Origin of the sequence: Nonomuraea sp. NPDC001831, assembly GCF_042892035.1 — a bacterium.
Taxonomy (GTDB): Bacteria; Actinomycetota; Actinomycetes; order Streptosporangiales; family Streptosporangiaceae; genus Nonomuraea.
Genome location: NZ_JBIATU010000008.1, coordinates 372433 through 398225 on the forward strand (window position 1 = coordinate 372433; position 25793 = coordinate 398225).

The 25793-nt window shown below is 73.0% G+C and carries 20 protein-coding genes; 13 read left to right on the forward strand and 7 right to left on the reverse strand.

Translation table 11 applies throughout. From position 1 onward, the window contains the following. The first annotated feature begins 304 nt into the window (after nt 1–304). Nucleotides 305–625: a hypothetical protein gene (locus ACFYYW_RS27060; RefSeq protein ID WP_387652524.1), complete on the forward strand. Its 321-nt coding sequence runs from the start codon at nt 305–307 to the stop codon at nt 623–625. 352 nt (nt 626–977) lie between these two features. Here ACFYYW_RS27060 and ACFYYW_RS27065 read toward each other — a convergent pair whose 3' ends face one another. Both ACFYYW_RS27065 and ACFYYW_RS27070 read right to left on the reverse strand, forming a co-directional pair. Then, nucleotides 978–1385, reverse strand: a complete 408-nt coding sequence (locus tag ACFYYW_RS27065) for a hypothetical protein (protein ID WP_352319273.1) — start codon at nt 1383–1385, stop codon at nt 978–980. A 529-nt stretch (nt 1386–1914) separates the two neighbouring features. Beyond that, nucleotides 1915–2307, reverse strand: coding sequence for a hypothetical protein (locus ACFYYW_RS27070; protein WP_387652527.1), 393 nt, complete (start codon nt 2305–2307; stop codon nt 1915–1917). 280 nt (nt 2308–2587) lie between these two features. Here ACFYYW_RS27070 and ACFYYW_RS27075 point away from each other — a divergent pair, with 280 nt between their 5' ends. The 10 genes from ACFYYW_RS27075 to ACFYYW_RS27120 all read left to right on the forward strand — a co-directional run bounded on the left by ACFYYW_RS27075 (nt 2588) and on the right by ACFYYW_RS27120 (nt 12965). Next, nucleotides 2588–2755 (forward strand): hypothetical protein, encoded by a 168-nt coding sequence (locus tag ACFYYW_RS27075; RefSeq protein WP_387652529.1) that lies wholly within the window; start codon nt 2588–2590, stop codon nt 2753–2755. Between the two features lie 311 nt (nt 2756–3066). Next, nucleotides 3067–3972 (forward strand): alpha/beta hydrolase, encoded by a 906-nt coding sequence (locus ACFYYW_RS27080; protein ID WP_352319278.1) that lies wholly within the window; start codon nt 3067–3069, stop codon nt 3970–3972. A 43-nt stretch (nt 3973–4015) separates the two neighbouring features. Beyond that, entirely contained in the window at nt 4016–5197 is a 1182-nt protein-coding gene (moeZ, locus tag ACFYYW_RS27085; RefSeq protein ID WP_352319280.1) for an adenylyltransferase/sulfurtransferase MoeZ, read from the forward strand. 46 nt (nt 5198–5243) lie between these two features. Continuing rightward, the gene (locus ACFYYW_RS27090) at nt 5244–5966 is read left to right on the forward strand and encodes a hypothetical protein (protein ID WP_352319281.1); all 723 of its coding nucleotides are present in this window, start codon (nt 5244–5246) and stop codon (nt 5964–5966) included. Further along, a complete protein-coding gene (locus ACFYYW_RS27095) occupies nt 5960–7189 on the forward strand; it encodes a S8 family serine peptidase (RefSeq protein WP_387652532.1) in 1230 nt (409 codons plus the stop codon). The genes ACFYYW_RS27090 and ACFYYW_RS27095 overlap by 7 nt, the downstream gene beginning before the upstream one ends. 158 nt (nt 7190–7347) lie before the next feature. Next, the gene (locus tag ACFYYW_RS27100) at nt 7348–8148 is read left to right on the forward strand and encodes a hypothetical protein (RefSeq protein ID WP_352319285.1); all 801 of its coding nucleotides are present in this window, start codon (nt 7348–7350) and stop codon (nt 8146–8148) included. Beyond that, nucleotides 8124–9293 carry a S8 family serine peptidase gene (locus ACFYYW_RS27105; RefSeq protein WP_387652534.1) on the forward strand — a complete coding sequence of 390 codons (1170 nt, stop codon included), beginning with the start codon at nt 8124–8126 and terminating at the stop codon, nt 9291–9293. The genes ACFYYW_RS27100 and ACFYYW_RS27105 overlap by 25 nt, the downstream gene beginning before the upstream one ends. Nucleotides 9294–9349: 56 nt before the next feature. After that, nucleotides 9350–9709, forward strand: a complete 360-nt coding sequence (locus ACFYYW_RS27110) for a hypothetical protein (protein ID WP_352319288.1) — start codon at nt 9350–9352, stop codon at nt 9707–9709. Further along, on the forward strand, nt 9697–10011 hold the full coding sequence (locus tag ACFYYW_RS27115) for an MGMT family protein (protein ID WP_352319290.1): 315 nt from the start codon (nt 9697–9699) through the stop codon (nt 10009–10011). Before ACFYYW_RS27110 ends, ACFYYW_RS27115 begins: the two co-directional genes overlap by 13 nt. Before the next feature lie 101 nt (nt 10012–10112). After that, nucleotides 10113–12965, forward strand: a complete 2853-nt coding sequence (locus ACFYYW_RS27120) for a CDP-glycerol glycerophosphotransferase family protein (RefSeq protein ID WP_387652537.1) — start codon at nt 10113–10115, stop codon at nt 12963–12965. Nucleotides 12966–12975: 10 nt separating this feature from the next. Here ACFYYW_RS27120 and ACFYYW_RS27125 read toward each other — a convergent pair whose 3' ends face one another. After that, on the reverse strand, nt 12976–13575 hold the full coding sequence (locus tag ACFYYW_RS27125) for an NUDIX domain-containing protein (RefSeq protein WP_352319294.1): 600 nt from the start codon (nt 13573–13575) through the stop codon (nt 12976–12978). A 301-nt stretch (nt 13576–13876) separates the two neighbouring features. Between ACFYYW_RS27125 and ACFYYW_RS27130 the strand changes: the two genes are divergently transcribed. Together ACFYYW_RS27130 and ACFYYW_RS27135 are read left to right on the forward strand one after the other, a co-directional pair. Further along, nucleotides 13877–17239, forward strand: a complete 3363-nt coding sequence (locus ACFYYW_RS27130) for an ATP-dependent helicase (protein ID WP_387652539.1) — start codon at nt 13877–13879, stop codon at nt 17237–17239. Further along, nucleotides 17233–20493, forward strand: coding sequence for an ATP-dependent helicase (locus ACFYYW_RS27135; RefSeq protein WP_387652541.1), 3261 nt, complete (start codon nt 17233–17235; stop codon nt 20491–20493). Before ACFYYW_RS27130 ends, ACFYYW_RS27135 begins: the two co-directional genes overlap by 7 nt. On the opposite strand, the gene ACFYYW_RS27140 is transcribed toward ACFYYW_RS27135, so the two are convergent. The 4 genes from ACFYYW_RS27140 to ACFYYW_RS27155 are packed head-to-tail and all read right to left on the reverse strand — an operon-like array spanning nt 20482 to nt 25780. After that, complete coding sequence (locus ACFYYW_RS27140; RefSeq protein ID WP_387652543.1) at nt 20482–21594, reverse strand: type III PLP-dependent enzyme; 1113 nt, start codon at nt 21592–21594, stop codon at nt 20482–20484. The two genes, ACFYYW_RS27135 and ACFYYW_RS27140, sit on opposite strands and share 12 nt — an antisense overlap. Then, nucleotides 21591–23168, reverse strand: a complete 1578-nt coding sequence (locus ACFYYW_RS27145) for an IucA/IucC family protein (RefSeq protein WP_387652545.1) — start codon at nt 23166–23168, stop codon at nt 21591–21593. Before ACFYYW_RS27145 ends, ACFYYW_RS27140 begins: the two co-directional genes overlap by 4 nt. Further along, complete coding sequence (locus ACFYYW_RS27150) at nt 23169–24650, reverse strand: IucA/IucC family protein (protein WP_387652547.1); 1482 nt, start codon at nt 24648–24650, stop codon at nt 23169–23171. Beyond that, on the reverse strand, nt 24647–25780 hold the full coding sequence (locus ACFYYW_RS27155; RefSeq protein ID WP_387652549.1) for a siderophore biosynthesis protein: 1134 nt from the start codon (nt 25778–25780) through the stop codon (nt 24647–24649). Before ACFYYW_RS27155 ends, ACFYYW_RS27150 begins: the two co-directional genes overlap by 4 nt. Between the last annotated feature and the right edge of the window lie 13 nt (nt 25781–25793).

The window sequence follows — 25793 nt, forward strand, 5'->3', positions numbered from 1 at the left end:
GGGCTCGGAAAACGGTCTGAATTACGGCCCGGCGCGCCGGAGGGGGCATTCTCTCCGCGCCTTCGGAAATTCTGGTGAGGGCTTCACCGGCATCGGCCGGGGAGCCCTCACTTGCGTTTGCGTGCGAGTCGCCATGCGAATCTGTGCCTACCGGCAAAAGAGGACAATTGCGGTTTGCTGGCTATTCATGGGGATATATCAAGGTCATGGATGGCAGGCCCGGCAAGCCATACCGTCCACGTCGTTTCCTGGGAATCCGGAAGCGTCGAGAAACGGGGCATCCAAACCTTTAGGAGGAAACGCAATGCCCAAGCTCAAGAGTATTGTCGCAGGGCTCGCCATGAGCACGGCCCTGAGCGGCGGAGTGATCGCCCTCGGCGCGGCGACCACGACCACCAGCGCCGAAGCGGCCACGAACGTCACCACCGGGGCGACCACCACCACTCTGTCGGGCTGCTTCCGCCGCTCGTGGTGCGGCGGCGGCTGGGGCTGGCGCAACAACTGGCGTCGCCACCGGCTCCCCAGGATCAAGATCATCATCGTCAACAGGAACCGGAACCGCGACGCGATCGCGCATGACGTTCGCCAGCGGGTTCGCGCTGACGACGAGCGTGAGTGGAGCTGACCGCAGGTTCTGAACCCGGGGCGCGAACCGCGATCGCGCAACTGAGTGCCCGCATCCCGCCGGACCCTCGTTCTCGTCGAGAACGGGCTCCTGGCAGGGAATGCGGGCACTCATTCGTTTCACCTTCTTGTCCGTACGGTCTTGGCGCGGGGTGACGGTCCTGTGCGGCGCCGAGAGGGCGGGCCGGCTCGGGAAGGACGTGGGACACGTCGAGTGCCCGCATCCGGGAGGCGATCCTCGCTCTCCATCAAGAGAGCCGGTCGGCCGGATGCGGGCACTCCTCTACGTCGGCGTGGTCTCACTCCTCAGGCAGGCTCTCGCTGGGCGGGCCTTCCCCGGGTGAGGCCGCAGCCTAGTCGTCGTGGTGCTCGCGCTCGTCGTGCCGCTGCACGTTGGTGTTGTTGTGGTTGCTGTTGTGGTTGGAGTTGTGGATGACGACGCGGACCCGGGGTGCGTTGTTACGCCGCCAGCCCCAGCCGCCGCCGCGACCCCAGCCCCAGCCGCCGCGGGCCCAGCCCCAGCCGCCGCCGCAGCGGCGGTGGCAGCCGCCGCCCCAGCGGTTGCCCCAGCTGCGGCCCCAGCCGCCCCAGCCGCACCGGACCTCCCGGAAGCAGCCGGCCAGGGTGGCCGCGGTGGCCGAGCCGGTGACGCTGGCGGCGTTCGCGCCGGTGACGGTGGTCGCCGCGCCCGCGCTGACCACACCGCCGGTCAGCGCGGTGCCCATGGCGAGCCCTGCGATAACACTTTTGAGCTTGGGCATTGTGTTTCCCCCTAAAAGGATTGATTGCCCCGTACTCGACGCTCCGCGTAATCCGAGCCTTCTGAATTTCTGCGGAGCGGCGTGGATGCTCGCTAGCGAACATCCATGCCAGGGATATATCCGTCCGAATGCCCCACAAACGGACATTGTCCTCTCTTGTCCGACACTATGGAGCATCATGGTGCATAATCTGACATTTCGGGCTGTCAGGGGTCATGGGTCCGGTGTCAGGGGAAGAGGGATCCCGCATTCAAGGGAGAACGCGGTGAAGGCTCCACCGGCAGAATGCCAGTGGAATGCAGTGAGGGCCCACCGGCGGAATGCCGGTGGAACGCAGTGAGGGCCCCACTGGCAGAATGCCAGTGGAGCCCTCACCGGGAATTGCCGCGGTGACAGAGGAGAATGGATTCTCAGGCAGGACCGCAAGGTCCGGGTGCGGTCACTTCCTGAGAGCCCAGTACTCGCCGGTCGGATTCACTTCGCCGTGAAGAGCGACCATCCATGGATTACGGGCACCATTCCCCCGCGATCAGTCGTCGCGGTCGCCGCGCGCCCGGCGGTCCTCGCGCAGCTCGTTGCTGGTCCTCGTCTCGGTGTTGTCGTTCGTGTTCTCGTTGAAGATCTTGACGCAGACGCCGCCGCCGCGGTGGTGCCGGCGCCAGCCGCCACCCCAGCCGCCGCCCCAGCCCCAGCCGCCGCCGCCCCAGCCGCCGCCCCAGCCGTGGCGGTTGCGGTTGCAGCGGTGGTGGCGACGGTGCCACCAGCCGTGGCCGTCCCCATCGCCCCAGCTGAGGGTCGTCGGGCTGGTGACGTTGTTGGCGGTGCTGGCGTTGGCGGTGGTCGTCGCGCCCAGGCTGACCACGCCGCCGGTCAGCGCGGTGCTGACGGCCAGACCTGCGATAACACTTTTGAGCTTGGGCATTGCGTTTTCCCCCTAAAGGATTGGTTGCCCCGTTCTCGACGTTCCCGAGAGGCCGGGAACCAGGTCTTGAACGACTAGCTGATGAGCCATCCGTGAAATGTCATTTCCGAGACAGAGCTACAGCAAACAGGAGTGGCCCTATTTTGCTATGCATTAGCAATCTTATTGCTTGCATTACAGCTCTATCGAATGAAATGCCATGATATGTCCGATTATGTACATATGACGGAGTGCCCATCACATCGGGTTCCGACAGCGTCGGCCGTGCTTTTCTCGGGAAATGACGGCATGGCCGTATGCGCCGGAAGGCGGCGGCCATGCGGGTATTTACGGCTCGCAGGAAATGCTCGCCGGCACACCTGTGCGCCAGGCTGAGAAATGCTGGACGATGCTGTCGTCGGGATCGTTCGGGAAATGCCGTTACGCCTTCCCGATGGATTTCCAGTGACCACGACTTTCCGGCCGCTAACCAGGAGTGTCCGGTAGGTTGCGCACTGTATCCGTTCCTCATGGTTACCCGTATCGAACCTGGTAAACGGGGACAGACAGCTTTTGCCGCACACTTAAGCCGCCAAGAGATCCATTAGACATCTATGAGCGGAAATGTCGGGCCTGTCCCATGTCCGCCCGCCGGTGCGCCCCCCTGTGCGCCCCGTATGTCCACTGCTGCTCTGATAGGTCGGCGAAGGTGGCGTCTGTACGGAATGCAGACCCGGCCTGAGCGCGCTGGTTATCGTGGAAGAGCGACAAGGAGGACGTATGACAGCGGTGGAGCCGGTCCCTCACTGGCCGGGACGCATGATCGGCCCGGTGCACGTGCGATCCACCCCCGACGGCGGCCCGGCCGAGCAGGCCGTGTTCGTCCACGGGCTGGCGGGTTCGGCCACCAACTGGACCGACCTCATGGACGAGCTCAAGGACACCGTCACCGGCCACGCCCTCGACCTGCCCGGCGCGGGCTTCTCCCCGGCGCCGCCGGACGGCGACTACACGGTGGCCGGCCACGCCGCGGCGGTGATCGGGCTGATGGAGCACACCGGCCCGGCCCACCTGTTCGGCAACTCGCTGGGCGGCGCGGTGGCGGTGCGCGTCGCCGCGACCAGGCCCGACCTGGTCCGCTCGCTCACCCTCGTCTCGCCCGCCCTGCCCGACCTGCTTCCCCGGTACGGCCCGGTCCGCGTGGCCGCCGCCGCCGTCCCGAGGGTGGGCGAGTGGTTCGCCGACAAGCTGCGCCTGCTCCCCGCCGAGCAGCGCATCAACGCCTCCTTCGCCATGGTCTGGGCGAACATGAACGCCGTCCACCCGGTACGCCTGGCCGACGCCGTGGAGGAGCAGCGCCGGCGCGACGACGTCCCGTACGCGGGGGAGGCCATGATCGGCTCGGCGCGGGGCATCGTGGCCGAGTACTTCCGGCGGGGCGAGGACAACCTGTGGCGCCAGGCGGCCAAGGTGGAGGCCCCGACGCTCATCGTCCACGGCCGGCACGACCGCCTGGTGCGCCCGGCCATGGCGGCGAAGGCGGCCCGTACGTTCCGGCAGGTCAGGCTCGTGCTGCTGCCGACGGCGGGGCACGTGGCGATGATGGAGATGCCCCGCGTGGTGGCGGCGGAGGCGCGCCGTCTGATCGGTGAGACGAGATTGGGGAATGCCCCACTCGCCGAGTAGGTTTCAGCTAGAGATGTGACCCCCTGAAACGGGAGCGTAGAACGTGTCGTTGCCACCGCTGGTCGAGCCGGCCACAGAGCTGACCGTAGACGAAGTGCGCCGCTACTCGCGCCACCTGATCATCCCCGATGTCGGGATGGCCGGGCAGAAGCGGCTGAAGAACGCCAAGGTGCTGTGCGTGGGCGCCGGCGGCCTGGGCTCGCCCGCCCTGATGTACCTGGCCGCGGCGGGCGTCGGCACCCTCGGCATCATCGACTTCGACGTCGTCGATGAGTCCAACCTGCAGCGCCAGATCATCCACGGCCAGTCCGACGTGGGCAGGCTGAAGGCCGAGAGCGCCGCGGCGTCGGTCCGCGAGATCAACCCCCTGGTCGAGGTCGTCGTCCACAACGCGGCCCTGACCACCGAGAACGTCATGGAGATCTTCTCCGGCTACGACCTCATCGTCGACGGCACGGACAACTTCGCCACCCGCTACATGGTGAACGACGCCGCGGTGCTGCTCGGCAAGCCGTACGTCTGGGGCTCGATCTACCGCTTCGACGGCCAGGCCAGCGTGTTCTGGGCCGAGCACGGCCCCTGCTACCGCTGCCTCTACCCCGAGCCCCCGCCTCCCGGCATGGTGCCGTCGTGCGCCGAGGGCGGCGTGCTCGGCGTGCTGTGCGCGTCGATCGGCTCGATCCAGGTCAACGAGGCCATCAAGCTGCTGACGGGCATCGGCGACCCGCTCGTCGGCCGGCTGATGATCTACGACGCCCTGGAGATGAAGTACCGGGACGTCAAGGTCCGCAAGGACCCCGAGTGCGTGCTGTGCGGCAAGAACCCGACGGTCACCGAGCTGCTGGAGGACTACGAGGCGTTCTGCGGCGCGATCTCCGACGAGGCCGCGCAGGCCGCCAGCGGCTCCACGATCACCGCGCAGGAGCTCAAGTCCATGATGGACAAGGGCGACAACATCTACGTGGTCGACGTCCGCGAGCCCAACGAGTACGAGATCGTCTCCATCCCGGGCGCCACGCTGATCCCCAAGGGCGAGTTCCTCAACGGCTCGGCCCTGGAGAAGCTGCCCCAGGACAAGCGCATCGTGCTCCACTGCAAGTCGGGCGCGCGCTCGGCCGAGGCCCTCGCGATCGTCAAGAACGCGGGCTTCGCCGACGCGGTGCACGTCGGCGGCGGGGTGCTGAGCTGGGTCAAGACGGTCGACCCCAGCCTGCCCAGCTACTGAGGCGTTTTCCGGGGAACCTCCCGCCGAGGCGCTTAAGGTCGGTGTCGTGAACCACGCCCGCCCCTGGCCCACCCTGGTGGTGTCCTCCGCGCTGACCCTGGTCTGCGCGGTGGCCGCCGGGGTGGCCGGGAGCGCGGCGGGCACCGAGCTGACCCGCGGCCCGAGCGCGGCCGAGCTGCGCGCCGCCGCCACGCGCGAGGTCGCCGAACGCTGGCGCGCCTGGCCCGCCGGGCGCGTCTTCCCCGCGGCTCTGCCGTACGCGGCCGAGCAGGGCGGGCAGGAGCGGGCCGAGCGCATCGGCATCTCGCCGCACACCGGCTGCGGCGCCGGGTCCGTCGACGCGAAGGCGGTCAGGACGTTGCGCGAGGCGGGATGCAGGGGCGTGCTGCGGGCCACCTACATCGACGCGCTGCGCGGCGTGCTCGTCACCGTGGGCGTGGTGGCGCTGCCCGATGAGGCACGCGCGGTCCGGGCCAGGAGCGCGTTCGCCGACAACGGCAAGCCCGTGCCGGGGCTGCGGCCGCTGAGCTTCACGGGCACGGTCGCCGAACGCTTCACCCCTTCCATGCGGCAGGCCGGTTCGGTGCGCCAGGCGGGGCCGTACGTCGTGCTGACCACGGCGGGCCAGGTGGACGGGCGGCCCGCGACCACGTCCGGCGAGTCCCGTCCGGCGATCTTCGCCTTCGCCGCCGAGCTGTCCGAACGCGTGCTGCTCGACCTCAGCACGCCCCGCATGCCCGACTGCGCGGCCGAGGGGTGGCGGTGCTGAGCCGGCGCGCCGCGAAGGCGCTGTCCGCCGCCCCCGCGATCCTTCTCGCCATTCTTCCGGCAGCCCTGCCCGCCCACGCCGACGACGACGTGCGCCACGGCCAGCGGGCCGTGATCCAGACGCTCGACCTGCCCGCGGCCTGGCGCGTCACCAAGGGCTCGGGGGTCACGGTGGCCGTGCTCGACTCCGGGGTCGATCCGGCCCACCGCGACCTGGCCGGCTCGGTGACCGTGGGCCGCGACTTCACCGCGGGCGCCAACCCGCCGGGCGTCACGCCGCCGCGGCTGCACGGCACGTACATGGCCTCCCTGATCGCCGGGCACGGCCACGGGCCGGGCGGCAGGAAGGGCGTCATCGGCGTCGCGCCCGAGGCGGGCGTCCTGTCGGTACGGGTCATCCTGGAGGACGAGGAGCCGGGGTTCGGCGCCTTCAACTCGGCCGAGCGCTTCGAGGACGTCGTGGCCAGAGGCATCCGCTACGCGGTCGACCAGGGCGCGGACGTCGTCAACATGTCGATCTCCAAGGAGCTCGCGACCCGGGAGGAACGGGCGGCCATCCGGTACGCCATCTCCAGGGGCGTCGTGCTGGTGGCCGCGGCCGGCAACGACGGCGACAGGAAGACCGCCGGCGACTTCGCGCCCTACTCCTACCCGGCGTCCTTCCCCGGCGTGGTGTCGGTGGGGGCGACCGACCGGCGGCTGCGGCGGGCCACGTTCTCCAACTGGAACTCCTCGGTGCTGGTGGCCGCGCCGGGCGTGGACATCATGGGCGCGGGGCCGGGCGACGAGTACTGGGTCGGCCGGGGCACCTCGCAGGCGACCGCGCTCGTCTCGGGCGTCGCCGCCCTCATCAAGGCGAGATATCCGCGGATGTCGCCGCCGTTGGTCGTCCAGGCGCTCGCCGACAGCGCCGACGACCGCCCGCCCGGCGGCTACGACACCGGCACCGGCTTCGGCGTCGTCAACGCCCGCAGGGCTCTGGCCGAGGCCGCCCGCCTGGCCACCCACACCGAGACCGCGACCGGCCCGCAGGCCCAGGACCCCGCCCGGCCCCTGGCGGGCGGCCCGGCCGGGCCCATCAGGGTCACCACGAGGGACCACCGGCGCGTGACGATCTACGCGGCCGTCGCCACCGTCGCCGCCGGCGGGGCGCTGGCCTCGCTGGCGGTCATCTTCTTCCTGGTCAGACGCGTACGACGGGACCACGGCACACACGACGCATGATCCGCCTGCTAACGGGGACGAAAGAGACACCGACCGAACGCGGGAACGAGGCCAGGGTGGTGAAGGCACGTAGGTCGACCTCAGGGCTACCGCGCGCCGGCGAGGCCACATCGGGACGCAGCAACCCGCTCGGGGCGTCGACCGGCCGCCGCTCACGCGTGCGCGCCTGGCCGGCGGCGAACTCCCGCACGCGCACCGCGGCCAGGGAACGCGCCGAGCTGGCGGCCCTCCAGCAGGGCGTGCGCTTTCGGCGCATCTTCGTCGTGCTGGTCGGCGCGGTCGTGGCCGTGTCGGCCCTCGTGGTGCTGCTGGGCACGATCGGGCTGCTCAACGAGACGCGCTCGCGCCCGCTGACCCCGGCCGAGCAGAACCAGTACAAGCAGGAGGAGATCGCCCGGCGCTGGCAGGCGTGGCCGGCCACGGGCGTCTTCCCCGAGGAGGTCAAGTACCTCGGCCTCGACCGCGCCCAGCAGTACGCCAGGCGGGTCGGCATCGCCCCCGAGACCGAGTGCGGCAAGGGCGTGGACGCCTCCGTCGCCGGGGTCCTCGACAGCCACGGGTGCGTCACGCTGCTGCGCGCCACGTACGTCGACCAGACCTCCACCTTCGTCATCACCGTCGGCGTGGCCGTGCTGAAGGACGAGGAGTCCAGGGTGTCGGCGGGCGAGCAGCTGGGCCAGGACGACCGGGTGGGCGTGCTGCCCGTGGCCTTCCCCGGCACCGTGACCGAACGTTTCGGCGCCGAGCAGCGCCAGCGCACCGGCTGGGTGGGCGCCGGGCCGTACATCGTCTTCTCCACCGCCGGGTACGCCGACGGGCGCACCAGGGCCGCCATCCCCCCGGAGGAGATCCTGCACAGCGAGCTGTGGCCGGCGGCCAAGTCGGTCGGCAACCAGATCGCCTACTTCCTGGCGGACCCGCCCAAGGTCCCGCCGTGCACCCAGGGGAACGTGTGCTGACCGCCGTACGCGCGCTCGCGGCCACGTTGCTCGTCCTCGTCGGGCCCACGGCCGCCCCGGTCAGGGACCAGCAGCAATGGGTGCTGGACGCGCTCAACGTCGAGCAGGCGTGGAACGTGACCAAGGGCGAGGGCGTCACGGTCGCCGTCGTGGACAGCGCGGTGGACACCGGGATCAAGGAGCTGAAGGGCCGCGTCACGATAGGTCCGGACATGAGCTCGGGCACGGTGGCCCGCGAGGTCAGCCCGGGGCGGCACGGCACCGCCATGGCCGCGCTGATCGCCGGTTCCGGCGCGGGCGGCGGGCTGATCGGCGTCGCGCCCGCGGCGCGCATCCTGTCGCTGCCCCTGGCCACCGACGACGAGCCGGCCTTCGACCTGCTGCCGCCCACGGACCTCCAGTCGCCCGAGAGCTCCCTGGCCCGCGCCCTGCGCTACGCCGCCAACCACGGCGCCCAGGTCGTCAGCATGTCGATCGGCTCCTACGGGCCGGTCAGGTCCGAGCGGGAGGCGGTGTCGTACGCGCTGAGCAAGGGCGTGGTGCTGGTGGCCGCCGTCGGCAACGACGGCCAGACGCCCTACGCCAAGGAGAAGGGCACCTCGTTCTGGAGTTTCCCGGCCGGCTACTCGGGCGTGATCGGCGTCGGCGCGACCGACAAGCAGGGCAGGAAGGCCACGTTCAGCAGCGACAACCTGTCGGTCCTCGTCGGCGCGCCCGGCGTGCAGGTGCCCGTGGTCAAGCGTCCCAGCGGGTACGAGCTGTCCGACGGCACCAGCTCGGCCGCCGCGCTCGTGGCCGGCGTGGCCGCGCTGATCAAGTCGCGCTTCCCCGGCCTGCCGCCCGAGCAGGTGGCCCAGGCGCTGGCCTCCAGCGCGCGGGGCCGTCCGGCCGCGGGCTACGACGACAACACCGGGTTCGGCGTGGTGGACGCCGGGGCCGCGCTCAACGCCGCCGAGCGCCTGGCCGGTCAGCGGCGCAGCGTGACCACGCCCGGAAAGGAGCACTTCGGCCGGGGCGAGGACTCCCCGGTGCCGACCCGTCCGGGGGCCGATCCGTGGCGGTTGTGGCTGTACGGAGGGGGTGTGCTGGTCGCGCTGGTGACGTTCTGCGGGGCGATCATCGTTCTCAATCAGCGCAAGGAGTGATGAACCGCTCGTACTTCGCCCGCGTGGACGGTAAAGATCCGCTATGGTCGCGCGTCATGGGATACGAGCTGCGGGTGGTGCGCGAGTCGCCACTCGCCTTCGCGGAGCTCGCGAAGGCCATCGCGCCGGCCGGTTTCGAGCTGCGCGGATCTGAGGAGATCGTGGCCGGCCACGACGGCGGCCGGCACGCGGTGGCGCGCTGGCAGGGCCAGGTCGTGGGCGAGCCCGGCTCCGACTGGCAGGTGGCCCAGCTCCTGCGGCTGTCGGCCGCACTCGGCGCCCGCCTGGTGGGCGAGGACGGCGAGCTCTACGCGCTGCGCGACGGCGTGATCGAGGTCCTGTCCGGCGGCACGGTGATGGAGATCGGCAAGTTCGACGAGATCATCGACGCGGGCCCGGCCGCATGGACCCCCTGAACCCCTTCGCCGAGCGGGTGCTCGACCTGGTCGAACGCATCCCGCCCGGCAAGGTCATGGCCTACGGCGACATCGCCGAATACCTGGGCGAGGGCGGCCCCCGCCAGGTGGGCAAGGTGATGTCCACCTGGGGCGGCGGCGTCCCGTGGTGGCGGGTGGTGCACGCCGACGGCAGCGGCGCCGCCCCCGACCACCTGCGACGATGCCTGGCCCACTGGCGCGAGGAGGGCACCCCGCTGCGCGGCGAACGGGTGGACATGAGCAGGGCGCGCTGGGACGGGCGTTCAGCCGATTTTCAGTAAGGGTCCTGACCTGCGGTTTCGCTGTTGAGGCGATTCTGTGACATGTGACTCCCATTACCATGGGCTGAACACTGACAGGCCCGAAAGGCGGTGCCTCCACGATGGCCACCGGCGTCACAGCCCAGCGCCACAGCGGCGACACGCTCGCCGACCGCCTCAAGGTCGTCCAGGATCTCTGTGATCGTGGCGAGCCTCTTGAGGCGGTCATGCGTGCCGTCGGGCCCGGCGGCCGCGACGCGGCGTTCGACACCGAGGTGCTCAGCGGGCCTCTGGGGTCGCGCATCGACCTCGCGGTCAAGCGCGGCCCGGCCCGGCGCCGCGAGCTGCTCACCCTGATCCGCCCCTACCTGGCCGGCGTGGCCGCGGAGGTCAAGCGCGACCTGCCCGTCGCCCGCCGCGTCATCTGCCACCTGATCGAGCACCGTCCCGACGACGAGCTGGTCGACGGCGAGACGCTGGTCAAGGTCGTCACCGCGGCGGCCGAGCCGTCCAAGCGCATCCGCAAGGGCCTGAGCTGGTACGCCGACCTGCCCTTCCGCGACGAGCTGCCGCCCGGCCTCTACCGGCTGCGCCGCGCCGACATGGTGCCGGTGACCCACATCGACGACATCGTGTGGGTCGACGGCAGGCTGCGCGTCACCGGCTTCGCCTACCTGGCCGGGCTGTCGGTGCGCAGCCGCAGGTTCAACTGGGCGACCGTGGTGCTGCGCGGGCCGCGCTGGCTGCCGCCGATCCGCATGCGCACCAAGCGGGTGCTCGCCCCCGAGGCCACCCACGGCGCGCGCGAGCCCGGCTGCAACTACGACTGGTCCGGCTTCACCGCCGAGCTGAGCCCGTGGCCGCTGCGCTGGCGCGGGGCCGTGCGCGGCATGGTGCACGCCGTGCGGCGGCGGTTGCGCCACCGTCCGGGGGTGCCCGACGCGACGACGTGGCGGGCCGAGATCGTCTTCTGGAGCCGTGGCGCGCGGGCGACCGGCCTGCTGCGCGGCTCGGCCATCGGCCGGCCCGAGCGTCCTGCCGGCCTCAAGCTGAAGCCCGGCTGGTGGGTGCGTCCGGTCTGGACGTCCGACCGCGCGCTGCAGGTCGTGCTCCAGCCCAACAGGGCCGAGCTCACCGGCGTGTCCGTCCAGGACGAACGCCTCGACCTCAAGATCTTCCTGCCCGGCCGCAGCGTGACCAAGGGCCACGCCAGGCTGGGCGGCCACCGCATCGCCGCCGACTTCACGCCGTCCGGCGGCGGCACCGAGGTGTCGATCGGGCTCGCCGTGCCCGCGCTGCTCCAGGAGAAGGACGGCCGGCGGCTGTGGGTCGAGCCCAAGGGCGACCCGGCGGCCTCCGTCATGCTCGCCGACCTGGTCGAGACGCGCACTCCGGTGGGCGACCGGGAGATCACCGTGCTCGGCGACCGGCGCGACCGCGTCGTGGTCTCCGCCCACCGCATCCGCCCGGTGATCACCTCCGCCGTCTGGGAGGGCTCCACGCTGGTCCTGCGCGGCGACTACCCCGACGCGCCCGGCCCCCGGGTGCTGACGTTGCGCCACCGGTCGGGGCTGTCCTACTCGCTGCCCATGGAGCGGTCGGGCGACGACTTCTCCGTCCGGGTGACGCCCTCGTCCATGGACCGCTTCGGCGAGTCCGTGCCGCTGGCCTCGGGCACCTGGAACATGTCCTTCCGGCATCCGTCGGGCGAGATCGTGCCGTTCCGGATGGACCACGCCGCCCTGCCGGGGCTCGACGAGGATCCGCGTACGGTCGACGGCCGGGCGTACCGGATGATCTCCACCCGGTTCGACGTGCCGGTGATCACGGTCGAGGAGGGGCGTCCCAACGACGAGCGGGGCGTGGCCGGCACCCACGTGCTGCGCCGCGTCTTCTACCCGGCCCAGCGCACCGAGCCGCTGCACGACGCGACCGTCTACGTCGTCAACGACGGCCGGCTCTACGCCGACAGCGTGCGCGCCATCTACGAGGAGCGGCTGCGCAGGGGCGACGACCGCGAGCACATCTGGATCGTCAAGGACGCCGCGTTCGTGCCGCCGGGCGGCGCGCGGGCGGTCCGGGCGGGCAGCCGCGAGCACCACGCCGCGCTGGCCCGCTCCAGCCACATCGTCACCAACTCGTTCCTGCCCGCCTGGTTCCGCGCCCGCGAGGACCAGGTCGTGCTGCAGACCTGGCACGGCACCCCGGCCAAGCGCATCGGCAACGACCAGCCGCACATGGCCCGCGACCCCCGTCCGCCGATCTGGTACCGGCAGGCGGCCGAGGTGCGCGGCTGGGACCTGCTGCTGTCGCAGTCGCCGTGGGCCACCACGGTGCTGCGCCGGGCCTTCGGCTACAAGGGCGAGATCCTGGAGAGCGGCCTGCCCAGGAACGACGTGCTCAACTCGGCCGAGCGCGAGGTCAGGGCCGCCGCGGTCCGCGAGCGGCTCGGGCTGGCCGAGGGCAAGCGGGTGGTGCTCTACGCGCCGACGTGGCGCGACTACGACCGCAAGAACGCCATGGTCAAGCTCGACCTGGCCAAGGCCCGCGAGGCCCTGGGCGCCGACCACGAGATCCTGGTACGCGCCCATCCGATGCAGGCCATGCCCGCCGTCCCCGACATCGCCCACGACGTCACGACTTATCCGGACATGGCGGATCTGCTGCTGGTCACCGACGTCCTCGTGACCGACTACTCCTCGGTCATGTTCGACTTCGCCGCCACCGGCCGGCCCATCGTCTTCTATGGCTACGACCTGGCGAAGTACTCCTCCAAGCGGGGGCTCTACCTCGACCTGCCCGAGCAGGCGCCCGGCCCGGTGCTGCCGACGTCGGCCGAGGTGATCGACGCGCTGCGCTCCATCGACGAGGTGGCCGCCGCGTACGCCGACCGCTACGAGGCCTTCCGGGCCACGTACGCGCCCAAGGACGACGGCAAGGCGACGGCCCGCGTGGTCGACCACCTGTTCTCCTGAGGGCGCGGCCTCACAGGTCGATCGGCAGGTCCGAGAGCATGAAGGGCTTGCCGGGGGCGTGACCGAGAGGGCGCGGCGCGGCCGGAAGGCGCTCGACGAGCAGGAGGAGCAGCGCCGACAGGGTGGTGGCGCACACGATCTCGCCGGCCTCGATCAGGCGCCGGACGCTCGACAGGTGCACCCACTCGATGCGCTCGGCCTCCCACGGGTCGCTGGGCGGGCCGATGTGGGTGGCCGCGTCGGCCCGGTAGATGTGGTTGAGGCTGTCGGTGAAGCCGTTGGTGGGCTGGACCGACAGCAGCGGGCGCAGCGGCCCCGGACGCCAGCCGGTCTCCTCCTCGACCTCGCGGGCGGCCGCGGCCATCGGCATCTCGCCCTCGTCGACCTGGCCGAGCGGGACCTCCCAGCCCCAGCTGTCGGTGATGAAGCGGTGGCGCCAGATCAGCAACACCCGGTCCGCGTCGTCGGTGACGACCGCGCCCGCGGCCGGCGCGGTGCGGACCAGGCGGTGATCGAGGTGCCGCCCGTCGGGCAGCTCCACATCCGCGATCCGGATGTCCAGCCACTGGTCGGCGTAGAGCGACGTCTCGGAGTGGACCTGCCAGCGCATGTGACCAACCCCCTAGCGAAGGCGCGGGTATCAACCCAACGTTACAAGAGACAACGCTGCGTGTGTGGGGCAATCGTGCGGATCGTCGCATCGCCGCAGGCAGCGCGACGCCCAGGGCGAAACCATGGCCTCGGCGTGTCGCACGATATTCGGATATTTGCCTCGATACCGTAGGCGGATCGCGCGGGAGAGCGGGCAAGTCGGCACGATCTGTCCGTGTGGTCTGGTGGAATCTAGTGCTGTGAGTGGTCAGACCTGGCGGTTGGTGCGGCGTGGCAGCGGAGGCCCTGTCGAGCCTCCTGTGCTGGATGAACACCAGCGTGCCGTGGTCGAGCACCGGAGCGGCCCGCTCCTCGTCCTCGCGGGGCCCGGCACGGGCAAGACGACGACGATCGTCGAGAGCGTGGTCGAGCGCATCGAACGGCGCGGCGCCGACCCCGAACGGGTGCTCATCCTCACCTTCAGCCGCAAGGCCGCCGAGGAGCTGCGCCAGCGCGTCACCGGCCGGCTGCGGCGCACCACCCGCTCGCCCCTGGCGCTGACCTTCCACTCCTACGCCTACGCGCTCCTGCGCCGCGAGTCCGTGCTGGAGGGCAAGGCGCCGCCGCGCCTGCTGACCGGCCCCGAGCAGCTTCTGGAGATCCGCCGGCTGCTCCACGGCGAGCTGGAGAACGGCGCGCTCGACTGGCCGCCGTCGCTGCGCGAGGCGCTCAAGACCCGCGGCTTCGCCGAGGAGGTGCGCGACTTCCTGTCCAGGGCCGCCGAGCGCGGCCTCGACGGCGAGCGGCTGGTCGCGCTCGGCCGGCTGCACGGCAGGAGCGACTGGATCGCCACCGGCCGGTTCTACGAGCGCTACCAGGACCGGTTCGACCTCGACCCCGAGGAGACCTACGACTACGCCGAGCTGATCGGGGCCGCCTCGGCGCTGCTGACCCGGCCCGAGGTGCGCGAGCGCGAGCGGGCCGCCCACGACGTGGTGTTCGTCGACGAGTACCAGGACACCGACCCGGCCCAGGAGTACCTGCTCGACCAGCTCGCCGGCGACGGGCGCGACCTCGTCGCGGTGGGCGACCCCGACCAGTCGATCTACGGGTTCCGGGGCGCCGACGTCCAGGGGATCATGAAGTTCCCCGAGCGGTTCAGGACGCTCGACGGGCGCGAGGCGCCGGTGGTGGCGCTGCGCGTGTGCCGCAGGAGCGGGGCCGACCTGCTGGAGGCCTCGCGCCGGGTCGCCGCCCGCCTGCCGATCGCCCCGGCCCCCGACCACGACCAGCGGCACGGCCACCGCGACCTGGTCCCGGCGGCCGGCGCCGAGCCCGGCGACGTGCGCGTCCTGCTGGCCGACAGCACCAGCCAGGAGGCCGCGATCGTCGCCGACACGCTGCGGCGGGCGCACCTGATCGAGGGGGTGCCCTGGCACCGCATGGCGGTGCTGGTGCGTTCGGCCAAGCGCCAGGTGCCGCTGCTGCGGCGGGCGCTGGTCAACGCCGGGGTGCCGACGATGATCGCCGGCGACGAGGTGCCGATCGCCCAGGAGCCGGGCGTGCGGCCGCTGCTCACGATGTTGCGGGTGGCGCTCGATCCGGCGCAGCTCGACGAGGGGGTGGCCGAGGAGCTGCTGACCGGCCCGCTCGGCGGCACGGACATGATCGGCGTACGCCGCCTGCGCCGGGCGCTCAAGATAGCCGAGAACGAGGCGCTCGCGGCCGAGGAGAGGCCGGCCACCCAGAAGGAGCGCGCCGCCGAGGAGAAGCCGGCCACCGAGAAGGAGCCCGCCGCCGAGGAGAAGCCGGCCGCGGAGGAGAAGCCGGCCGCGGAGGAACCCCTCGCGGAGAAGCCGGCCGCCGAGAAGGATCCGGTCGCGGAGGAGGGGCCGGCCTCCGGGGAGGATCCGGTCGCGGAGGAGGGCCCGGCCCCCGGGGAGGAGCCGGTCGCGGAGGAGGAGCCGGTCGCCGGGAAGGCCGGGGCGCGGTCGTCCGGCGAGCTGCTGGTGGCGGCGATCCAGGACGCCCGCGAGCTCACCCGCGTCGAGCCGCACGTCGCCCTCCCCGCCGAACGCGTCGCCAAGCTGCTCGCCGCCGCCCGCGAGGCCGCCGCGCAGGAGGGCACCGCCGAAGACCTCCTGTGGGCCGTGTGGCACGCCAGCGGCCTGGGCGGGCGCTGGACCGAGCAGAGCCTGTCCGGCGGCTCCCGCGGCGCGCAGGCCGACCGCGACCTCGACGCGGTGGTGGCGCTGTTCGACCACGCCGCCAAGTTCGTCGACCGCATGCCCAAGGCGGGCCCGGAGGTGTTCCTCGACAACCTGGCCGCCCAGGAGATCCCGGGCGACACGCTGGCCGACCGCGCGCCCGACGGCGACGCCGTGCGGGTGCTGACGGCCCACCGCTCCAAGGGCCTGGAATGGGACATCGTGGTCGTGGCGGGCGTCCAGGAGGGGGTCTGGCCCGACCTGCGGCTGCGCGGGTCGTTGCTGGGCGCCGACGACCTGGTGGAGGTGGTCGAGGGCGCCGAGCCGAGCGCCGCGTCCCTGGCCTCCAAGCTGCTGGCCGAGGAGCGGCGGCTGTTCTACGTCGCGGCCACGCGGGCCAGGCGGCGGCTGGTGGTCACGGCGGTCGGCGGCGAGGACACCGACGAGCGGCCCTCCCGGTTCCTGTCGGAGCTGATGCCGGGCGAGGTCGAGTCGGCCACGGTCGACGACCGGGCGCGCTGGCTGACCATGTCGGCGCTGGTGGCCGACCTCCGCAGCGCGGTGACCGACCCCACCAAACCGGCCAAGGTCCGGCAGCGCGCCGCGCGGCAGCTCGCCCGCCTGGCCGCCGCCGGGGTCCAGGGCGCCCACCCCAACGACTGGTACGCCCTCACCCCCATCACCGACGACCGCCCGCTGAGCTGGCCGGACAACATCGTCAACATCTCCCCGTCCGCGGTCGAGAGCTTCACCAAGTGCGGCCTGCGCTGGCTCCTGGAGACGGCGGTCGGAGCCGCGGGCACCAGCACCGCCCAGGGCCTCGGCAACGTCATCCACGCGCTGGCCATGCTGGCCGCCACCGACCTGCCCGGCGAGGACGCCCTGGGCGACCGGCTCGACCAGGTCTGGAACGAGCTCGACTTCGGCGGCGTCTGGTACAACCGCAAGCAGCGCCAGGTCGCCGAGCAGATGATCGGCAAGTTCCTGCGCTGGCAGAAGGACAACCCGCGCGAGCTGGTCGCCATCGAGGAGTCGTTCGTCGCCACGGTCTCCGAGGGCGTGCAGATCAAGGGCCGGGTCGACCGGGTCGAGCGCGACGACGACGGCCGCGCGGTGATCATCGACCTGAAGACCGGCGGCTCCAAGCCCAGGGCGGGCGAGCTCGACCGCCATCCGCAGCTCGGCGTCTACCAGCTCGCCGCGCTGCTCGGCGCGTTCGCCCGGCACGGCATGACCGAGCCCGGCGGCGCCGCGCTGGTCCAGCTCGGCAAGGCGGCCGGCAAGAACGCCGCCACCGAGCAGCGGCAGGGCGCGCTGGCCGACGACAAGAACCCCGGCTGGGCCGCCGACCTGGTCGACACCGTCGCCACGGGCATGTCGGGCCCGTTCTTCCAGGCCAAGGTGAACGACGGCTGCCGCACGTGCGCGGCGCGGGCGAGCTGCCCGGTCAACGACAACGGGGGCCAGGTGTGCTGAACCCGGTCGAACTGGCCGACAAGCTCGGCATCCTGCCGCCGACGAGCGAGCAGGCCGCGGTCATCGAGGCGCCGCTCGAACCGATGGTCGTCATGGCGGGCGCGGGCTCGGGCAAGAGCGAGACGATGGCCGGACGGGTGGTCTGGCTGGTGGCCAACGGCCTGGTCAAACCGGAGAACGTGCTGGGGCTGACGTTCACCCGCAAGGCCGCGGCCGAGCTGGCCGTCCGGGTCAGGGAACGCCTGGCCGGGCTCGCCGAGGCGGGCCTGGTCGCGCCCGGCGCGCTCGACAACGAGCCGACCGTCTCCACCTACCACGCCTACGCCGCCCGCCTGGTCACCGACCACGCCCTGCGCGAGGCGCTCGAACCCACCATGCGCCTGGTCACCCCGGCGGTGTCGTGGCAGCTCGCCTCGCGCGTGGTGGCCCTGTACGACGGGCCGATGGACAAGATCGAGCTGGGCCCGCCCTCGGTCACCGCCGCCCTGCTGGAACTCGCCGGCGAGCTGTCGGAGCACCTGCGCGCGCCCGCCGACGTGCGGCGGGTGGGGGAGTGGCTGGAGGCCCGGCTGGCCGCGCTGCCCGGCCGCACGACCGTGGCGCAGCGCAAGCCGGTCGGCGTGCACGCGGCCAGGGAGCAGCTGCTGCCGCTGGTGGAGGCGTACGAACGGCTCAAGCGCCGCCGCGAGGTCATCGACTACGGCGACCAGATGTCACTGGCCGCCCGGATCGCCGCCAACCACAAGGAAGTGGGCGAGATCGAACGGTCCCGCTACTCCGTGGTCCTGCTCGACGAATACCAGGACACCAGCCACGCCCAGCTCGTCCTGCTGCGCTCGCTCTACGGCGGCGGCCATCCGGTCACCGCCGTCGGCGACCCCTGCCAGTCCATCTACGGCTGGCGCGGCGCCTCGGCGGGCAACCTGCGCCGCTTCCCCCGCGACTTCCGCACCCGCGCCGGCGAGGAGGCGCCGGTCCGCCAGCTCAGCGTCAGCTTCCGCAACGGCGACCGGGTGCTCGACGTCGCCGCCCGCGTCCAGCTACCGCTGCGCATGGAGGCCCGCGAGGTGCCCGTGCTGGTGCCGGGGCCCAACCGGGTCGACCGGGGCCGCGTCACCTGCGCCTTCCACGAGACCGCCGAGGACGAGGCGAAGTGGATCGCCGACGGCGTGGCCAGGATCCTCGGCCAGGAGACCGCCCCTGACGGCCTGCCCTGGGGCGAGAAGGAACGCAAGAAGACGCTCGCCGTCCAGCCCCAGGACGTCGCGATCCTGGCCCGCAAACGCTCGCAGTTCCCCGCGCTGCGCAAGGCGCTGGAGGACCGCGACATCCCGGTCGAGGTGGTCGGGCTGGGCGGCCTGCTGACCGTGCCCGAGGTCAGCGACATCGTGGCGACCCTGCGCGTGCTCTACGACGCCACCGCCGGCGACGCGCTGGCCAGGCTGCTGGCCGGGCCGCGCTGGCGGGTCGGGCCGGCCGACCTGCGGGTGCTGGGGGAGCACGCCAGGGAGCTGGCCCGCGAGCTGAGCGAGAGCCACCGCGCCGACGACCCGCTCGACCAGGTGGTCGCCGACCTGGCCGAGGAGCGCGGCAGCCTGGTCGACGCGCTCGACGAGCTGCCCGACCGGCCCGAGTGGCTGGAGTCGTTCTCGCCGCTGGCCCGCACCCGGCTGGTCGCGCTCGCCCAGGAGCTGCGCAACCTGCGCGGCCACACCGCCCAGCCGCTGCCCGACCTGGTCACCGAGATCGAACGCCGGCTCGGCCTGGACATCGAGGTGGCCGCCCGCAGCGGCACGGCCGGCGCGTTCGCCGCGCGGGCCGACCTCGACGCCTTCATCGACGCGGCCGCCAGGTTCGCCGGCGACGCCGAGGACCCGACGCTGGGCGCGTTCCTGGCCTACCTGCAGGCCGCCGAGAGCGAGGAATTCGGGCTGGAGGCGGGCCGGGTCGGCGAGAGCAACAGCGTCAAGCTGATGACCGTGCACGCCTCCAAGGGGCTGGAGTGGCCGATCGTGGTCGTGCCCGGCCTGTCGCAGCTGCTCAGCTCGAAGGGCACGATCGCGACGGGCAGCGTGTTCCCGGCCACGCCGGTGATGAACAGCCGCTGGACCGACAATCCGCGCAAGCTGCCCTACCCGCTGCGCGGCGACGCCGCCGACCTGCCCCGGCTGGGCGGGCTGAGCAAGGAGGAGCTGGCCGCCTTCGACGAGCAGTGCCGGGAGCGCGACCTGATGGAGGAGCGGCGGCTGGCGTACGTCGCCGTCACCCGGGCCCACTACCACCTCATCGCCTCCGGCTACCGCTGGGGCAGCGCCACCAAGCCGCTGGAGCCGTCGGAGTTCCTGCTGGAGATCCGCGACACGGCCGACCGGGTGTCCTACTGGGCCGGCGACCTCGCCGAGGGCGCGACGAACCCGCTGCTCGCCGAGCCGGCCGAGGCCGTCTGGCCGGTCACCCCCGAGGGCCTGCGCTACGAGTCGGTGCTCGACGGCGCCCGGCTGGTCGAGGACGCCCTGGCCGGCAACCTGGCCGACGAGGACGACGAGCCGCTGCGCCCGTTCGAGGAGGAGCGCCTGCGCGCCTGGGAGCGCGACACCGACCTGCTGCTGCGCGAGCGCGAGCTGAACCGGCGCAGACCGGCGACCGTCGTCGAGCTGCCGGCCAAGCTGACCGTGTCGTCGCTGGTCACGCTGGCCACCGACCCGGCCGAGCTGGCCCGCAGGATCCGCCGTCCGGTGCCGCGCAAGCCCGCGCCGCTGGCCCGCCGGGGCACGTCGTTCCACAAGTGGCTGGAGAGCCGGTGGGACCAGCAGCGGCTGATCGACGACTTCGACCTCGACCCGCTGGAGGAGCTGGAGGAGGCCGACGTGCGGCTGGCCGAGCTGCAGGAGCGGTTCGAGGAGAGCGAGTGGGCCGACCGGCGGCCGGTCGACCTGGAGGTGCCGTTCGAGACCATGATCGCCGACCGGCTGGTGCGCGGGCGGATGGACGCCGTCTTCGAGCTGCCCGACGGCGGCTACGAGGTGGTCGACTGGAAGACCGGCGTCCCGCCCAGGGGGAAGGCGGCCCGCACGGCCTCGGTGCAGCTCGCCGCGTACCGGCTGGCCTGGTCGCACCTGGCCGGGGTGCCGCTGGAGAAGGTGAGCGCGGCCTTCCACTACGTCCGGGCCAACAAGACCGTGCGGCCGGTCGACCTGCTCGACGCCGACGGGCTGGTCGCGCTCGTCGAGGCGGTGCCGGCGTCAGAGTCCTAGGTGGTGGAAGGCGGGGCGGGGGTGCATGAGGAAGTCGTGGTGGGAGATGTTCCAGGCATAGGCGCCGGCCATGCCGAACACCACCCGGTCCCCTGCCCGCACCGAGGTCACCACGTTCCGGGCGAAGACGTCCTTGGGGGTGCACAGCTGGCCCGCGAACGTCACGGGCTCTCCGGCGACCCCCGGCCCGCCGCCGGTGGGCAGGACCGTGAACGGCTGGTCGTGGCCCTTGGTCACCGGCGTGCGCAGGTGGTGCGTCCCGCCCAGCACGATCGCGTACGCCCGGCCGCGCACCCGCTTCACGTCCACGACCTCGGTGACGTAGTGGCCGCAGTAGGCGGTGAGCGACCTGCCCGGCTCGACCCGCAGCCGCCGCCCGGCCCGCAGCGCGGCCAGGCCCGCGCCGTAGGCCGCCCAGTCGAAGCGTTCGCCCGACGTGTACGACACCGCCATGCCCCCGCCCAGGTTGACCTCCCGGTGCCCGGTCCTCAGCAGGGCCCCCGCCAGCCGGAGCAGCTGGGCGGCGTCCAGGCCGCTGGCCAGGTGGGCGTGCAGGCCGCGCAGCCGTACGCGGCGGGTGAACAGCGGCAGGCACTCGGCCAGCCCCGCCTCGTCCATGCCGAAGGGGCCGTCCATCGTGAGCGCGGCCCCCTCGACCGGCAGGTCCGGGTTGGCCCGCAGCAGCACGTCCGCCTCCAGCCCGGTCGCGAGCAGGCGGCGCAGCTCGTACGGCGACTCCACGTGCAGGCGGTGGTGCGGCAGGCGCAGCTCGGCGTCGGTCTTGCCGGGCCCGCCGAGCGCCAGCCGCGCGCCCGGGAGCAGCGCGGAGACGTGCGCGTGCTCGCCCGCCGACGACACCTCGAACCCGTCCACGTGCCGGGCCAGCACCCGCAGCAGCTCGGCGTCGGGGTTGGCCTTGACCGCGTAGTACAGCTCGACCTCGCCCAGCGCCGCGCGCACCGACGCGGCGTGCTCGTCGAGCGCGGGCAGGTCGTAGAGGTAGGCGGGCAACGCCGGCAGCCGCGCGGCGGCCTCCAGCACGCGGTCCGCGGGCTCGCGCTCCAGCGCGGGGGCCGGTTCGCGCTTCAGCACGCCGCTCATGCGAGCGGGTTCGCGATCGGGACGTAACCGGCGTCGCGGTCGGCCGCCCTGGCCCACCGCACGCGCAGGTTCGCCTTGGCGGGCAGCGGCGCCCCGGCCAGCAGATCGCGCAGCGGGAGCGGCTGCCCGAGCTCGGCGGCCTGTCGGGCGAGCAGGTCGCGGGCGGCCCGCCACAACGCGCGCAGCAATTCGTCGTCGGGGCCCGCCAGGGTGGCGGCGATCTCGGTGAGGTGGTTGACGAACAGGCAGTAGACGACGCGGGCCCAGCCGCGCGCCGGGTCGTGGGTGAGCGCGGCGGCCACGGCCGGGTGCAGCCCGCCCAGGTCGTGGCGGCCCGCGACGAGCTTGACGCCCTCCAGGTCGCGGAAGATCGCCTGGACGGGCCGGCCGGCGGCGTCCAGGCCGACGAGCACGTTCTGCAGGTGGGCTTCCAGGACGACGCCGTGGCTGACGTACAGGTCCACGACCGGCAGCGCGACCGCCGACACGTACGCCGTCCACCAGGCCAGGGGGTCGGCGGGGGCGGCGTCCAGGGCGAGGGCGGCGGCGAGGACCGGGGTGACGCCGGGGTCGCAGGCCGTCCACGGGCTCGCCCGGACGATCACGCCCAGGCCCTCGCGCTGCCCGAGTGCCGTGCGGTAGCCCGGTTCGGGGAGCCAGCGGACGGCCGGGTGCCGGGCCGCGACCTCGGCGATCAGCGGGGCCAGCCGGGAGGTGAGCTCGACCGCCCCGGCCAGCTCGTACCAGGCGTTCTTGCGCACGCAGTTCGTGATCCGCACGTCCAGGGAGAACTTCAGGCACACCTCGGCGTCCGGCACGTACACGGTCCGCACCGACGAGGTCGGCACCGCGAGCGGCCCCGGCCCGAGATCGGCCAGCTCGGCGCCGAGAACGGGACGCAGCAGGGCGAGCTGCCACGGATGGGCGGGCAGCAGCCGGTGTCCGGCGGGCGCCGGGCCGAGCGCGTCCAGGGCCGTCAGGTCGCCCTCCTCGGCCAGCGCGTCGTCGCGTACCGCGAGCAGCCGCAGCGGGAAGGCGGCATGGGCCTCGGGGGCGTAGCGCAGCCAGTCCGCGCCGTCGCGGGCCTTGGGGGTGGGGTGGAACGGGTGCCCGTACACGAGCGCCTGCTCCGAGGCCAGCCAGGGATCGGCGGGCGGCTCGGCCCGCGCCCTGGCCGCCCGGATCGCCGCGATGGCGTCCCTGCTGGCGGCCACCTGGCCGGCGAACTCGCCGTTGGGCTCGACGCCGAGGTGCGCCGCTCCCCTGCCTGGGCGCGCGGGCTCGTCCGGCCGGTCGGCCAGGTCGGCCAGGTCGGTTTCGGCCAGCCGGACCAGCTCGGCGACCGTCAGCGGCTGCCAGGAGCCGCCCTCCAGGCGCTCCGGTGGCCCGTCGAGGCGCAGCGCGGCCCCGCCGTGCGTACGGGCGCGCAGCAGCGTCCCGGCCACCCGCAGCAGCACGTACGGCGGCGCCGGCCAGACCAGCCCCCTGGGCCCGGCCACCTCGCGCACGCAGCACCGCAGCAGGGCCGCCAGCGTCGCCTCCTCGGCCGGCGCCCCGATGGCCAGGACGTCCATTCACGCTCTCCTCAGGTAGTTGGGCCCGGTGATGCCGTAGAACTTGTTCACGTCCCGCGCCCCGGACCGTTCCTTGGCCACGAGCGTCCCGGCGGTGACCATGGACTTGCCGGTGAGCCTGGCCGCGTCGAGCGTCCTGGCGCGCAGCAGCCGGGCCATGGGGTGGTCGCCGTGCTCGTCGAGCGCCTCGGCCAGCGTGCCGCGCACCAGGGCCGCCGCCCGCGCCGGCGGCAGCACGGCGAACGCCACCGCCGCGGCGGCCAGGTGCAGCGTGATCGTGACGAACACGTCGGCCAGCGCGTGCGGGTCGTCGGTGAGCATGCGCCCGTCGGAGAAGGCCGGCACGTCGAACCCGGCGGCCGCCAGCCGCGACGGCGAGGCCAGCAGGCCGTCGTTGTCCTTGACCAGCAGCCGCAGGTCGCCGTCCCGCAGGACGAGGGCCAGGTTCTGCTGGTGGGCCTCCAGCGCGACGCCGTACCGGACGAACAGCCGCACGTTCCAGCGCAGCAGCAGGCGCAGGTAGCGGGGCAGCACGTCCGGGCCGAGGCCGTCCAGCACCCCGGGCGCCGCCAGCGCCGCGACCGGGACGATCCGGCCCTCCGGCAGCCGCCGGACCATCCACGCCAGGTACTCGTGGCCCGCGTGCGCGTAGGTCTGCTCGTCGGCCAGCAGCACGCCGGGATCGGCGAGCCGGCGCAGCAGCAGCTCGGCCCGCGCGCCGTCCTCCAGGGTGCCCGCCCTGATCGAGCGCCGGTTGCGCACGCCGAGCGTGCTCACCGGCAGCGGCAGCTTGAGGTGCGTACGCGGCCCCACCTCGACGGTCCGCATGGACAGGGTGGGCCGTACGGTGACCGCCTCCTCGTCCAGCACCCGGACCCCGTCGATCTTCCGCACCTCGCCCACGGTCATCGGGTGCACCGGGAACAGCACGCCGTGGCCCGCCGGCCGCGGCACGTCCGCGGGAAGCTCCGCGGCCGCGTGGGGGACGACCGCCGTGTGGGGGACGACCGCCCACCGCAGCGCGAACGAGGGCGCGAACTCCGGCGCGTACGCCAGCAGGTCGCGGTCCGAGGCGCCGATCCTGGCCCGCGAGGTGGGGTAGAGAGGATGGTCGGCGAAGGCCGCCAGCGACTCGTACGACGGCCCGCGCCGCAGCACCTCCTCGGCGTGCGCGTCGTGCAGCTCCAGCGCGGACAGGGCGGTCAGGCACTCGTCGAAGAAGGCCGCCACCCCTTCGGCGTCGGCCGCGTCGGACACCTCCACGAGCGTCTCCAGCACCTGCTCCAGGCCCAGCCGCTCGTCCGGCGCCACCACGAAGTCCTGGAACGGCGACCCGGCGACCATCCGGACCCACCGCCCGTCGGCCAGCAGCAGCCCGGCCCCGGACCTGGTCCGGTCGAGCCGGGCGGCCAGCCCGCCGTAGTCCTCGCGGACCAGCGCGTCCAGCACCCGGGCGGCCAGGTACGCCTCCCGGGACCTCACCCGACCACCCACGGCCGGGCCGCCCGGTACCGCTCGACGGCGGCGTCCACGCGGGCCCGGTCCGGTCCCACGGCCCGGATGACGCCCAGGTAGTCCCGGTTCGTGTGGGTCAGCTCTATGACGTCCCCAACAGCCCGCAGCGGCCGGTGCCACAGCCGTACGCCGCCGTCCTCGACGTCCTCCTCCGGCGGCCCGTCCTTGACGACGCCCGGCCGGTCGGCGACCACGCTGACCGCGCAGCCGTGCCGGGACGCCGACGGCGGCTCGGGCGCCGGGTCCCCGAGATGGGTGCGCAGGATCCACTCGAACAGCGGCACGCCCAGCACGTCGGCCAGCAGGAAGTCGCAGTGGTCGCCGATCGCCCGGTAGTTCACCTCGACGATCCGCGGGCCGTCGGGCGTCAGGACGTACTCGGTGTGGCAGGCGCCGAAGCCCGCCCCGAGGGCCCGCAGCGCGGCCAGCACGTGGGCGTCGGCGGCGGGCGCCCAGTCGAGCCGCTCCTCCACGAAGTGCGGCAGCGGGCCCAGCGTGGTGGCGAAGCCGCCCAGCACCCGCGTCGCGGCGCCGTCGCCGAGGGTCTCCAGGGTCCGCAGCGGCCCTTCGAGGTACTCCTCCACGACCAGCGTCTCGCCCGGACGCCGCCGCCTGGCCGCGGCCACGGCCCGGGGAAGGTCGTCCTCGACCAGCACGACGTCCTCGCTGGCCACCCCCTCGCGGGGTTTCAGCACCACGGGCCGGGGCAGTCGCTCGGGCACCGGATCGGCGGGCGCGAGCCGCAGCGAACGCACCGTCTCGACGCCGGCCGCCGCGAGCCCGCGTCGCATCAGGAACTTGTTCTTGGCGGCCAGGCAGGCCCGCCAGTCCTTCCCCGGAAGTCCGAAGTACGACGCCGCGAGGGCGGTCTCCGCCTGGAGGTGGTCGGAGTTGGAGAAGATCGCGTCGGGCCGGCCCAGGTGCTCGATCGCGTCGATCAGGGCGCGCGGGTCGCGTACGTCGCAACGCACCGAGCCGGGATGCCGCTCCGGCCGGTCGGTCAGGACGGTGACCTCGCACCCGAGGGCCCGCGCCGCGGGCAGGAAGCCGTACGTCACCGAGTCCGTCGGCTTGAGCGCGGTCAGGTAGAGCCGCAACGCGAAGGCACCC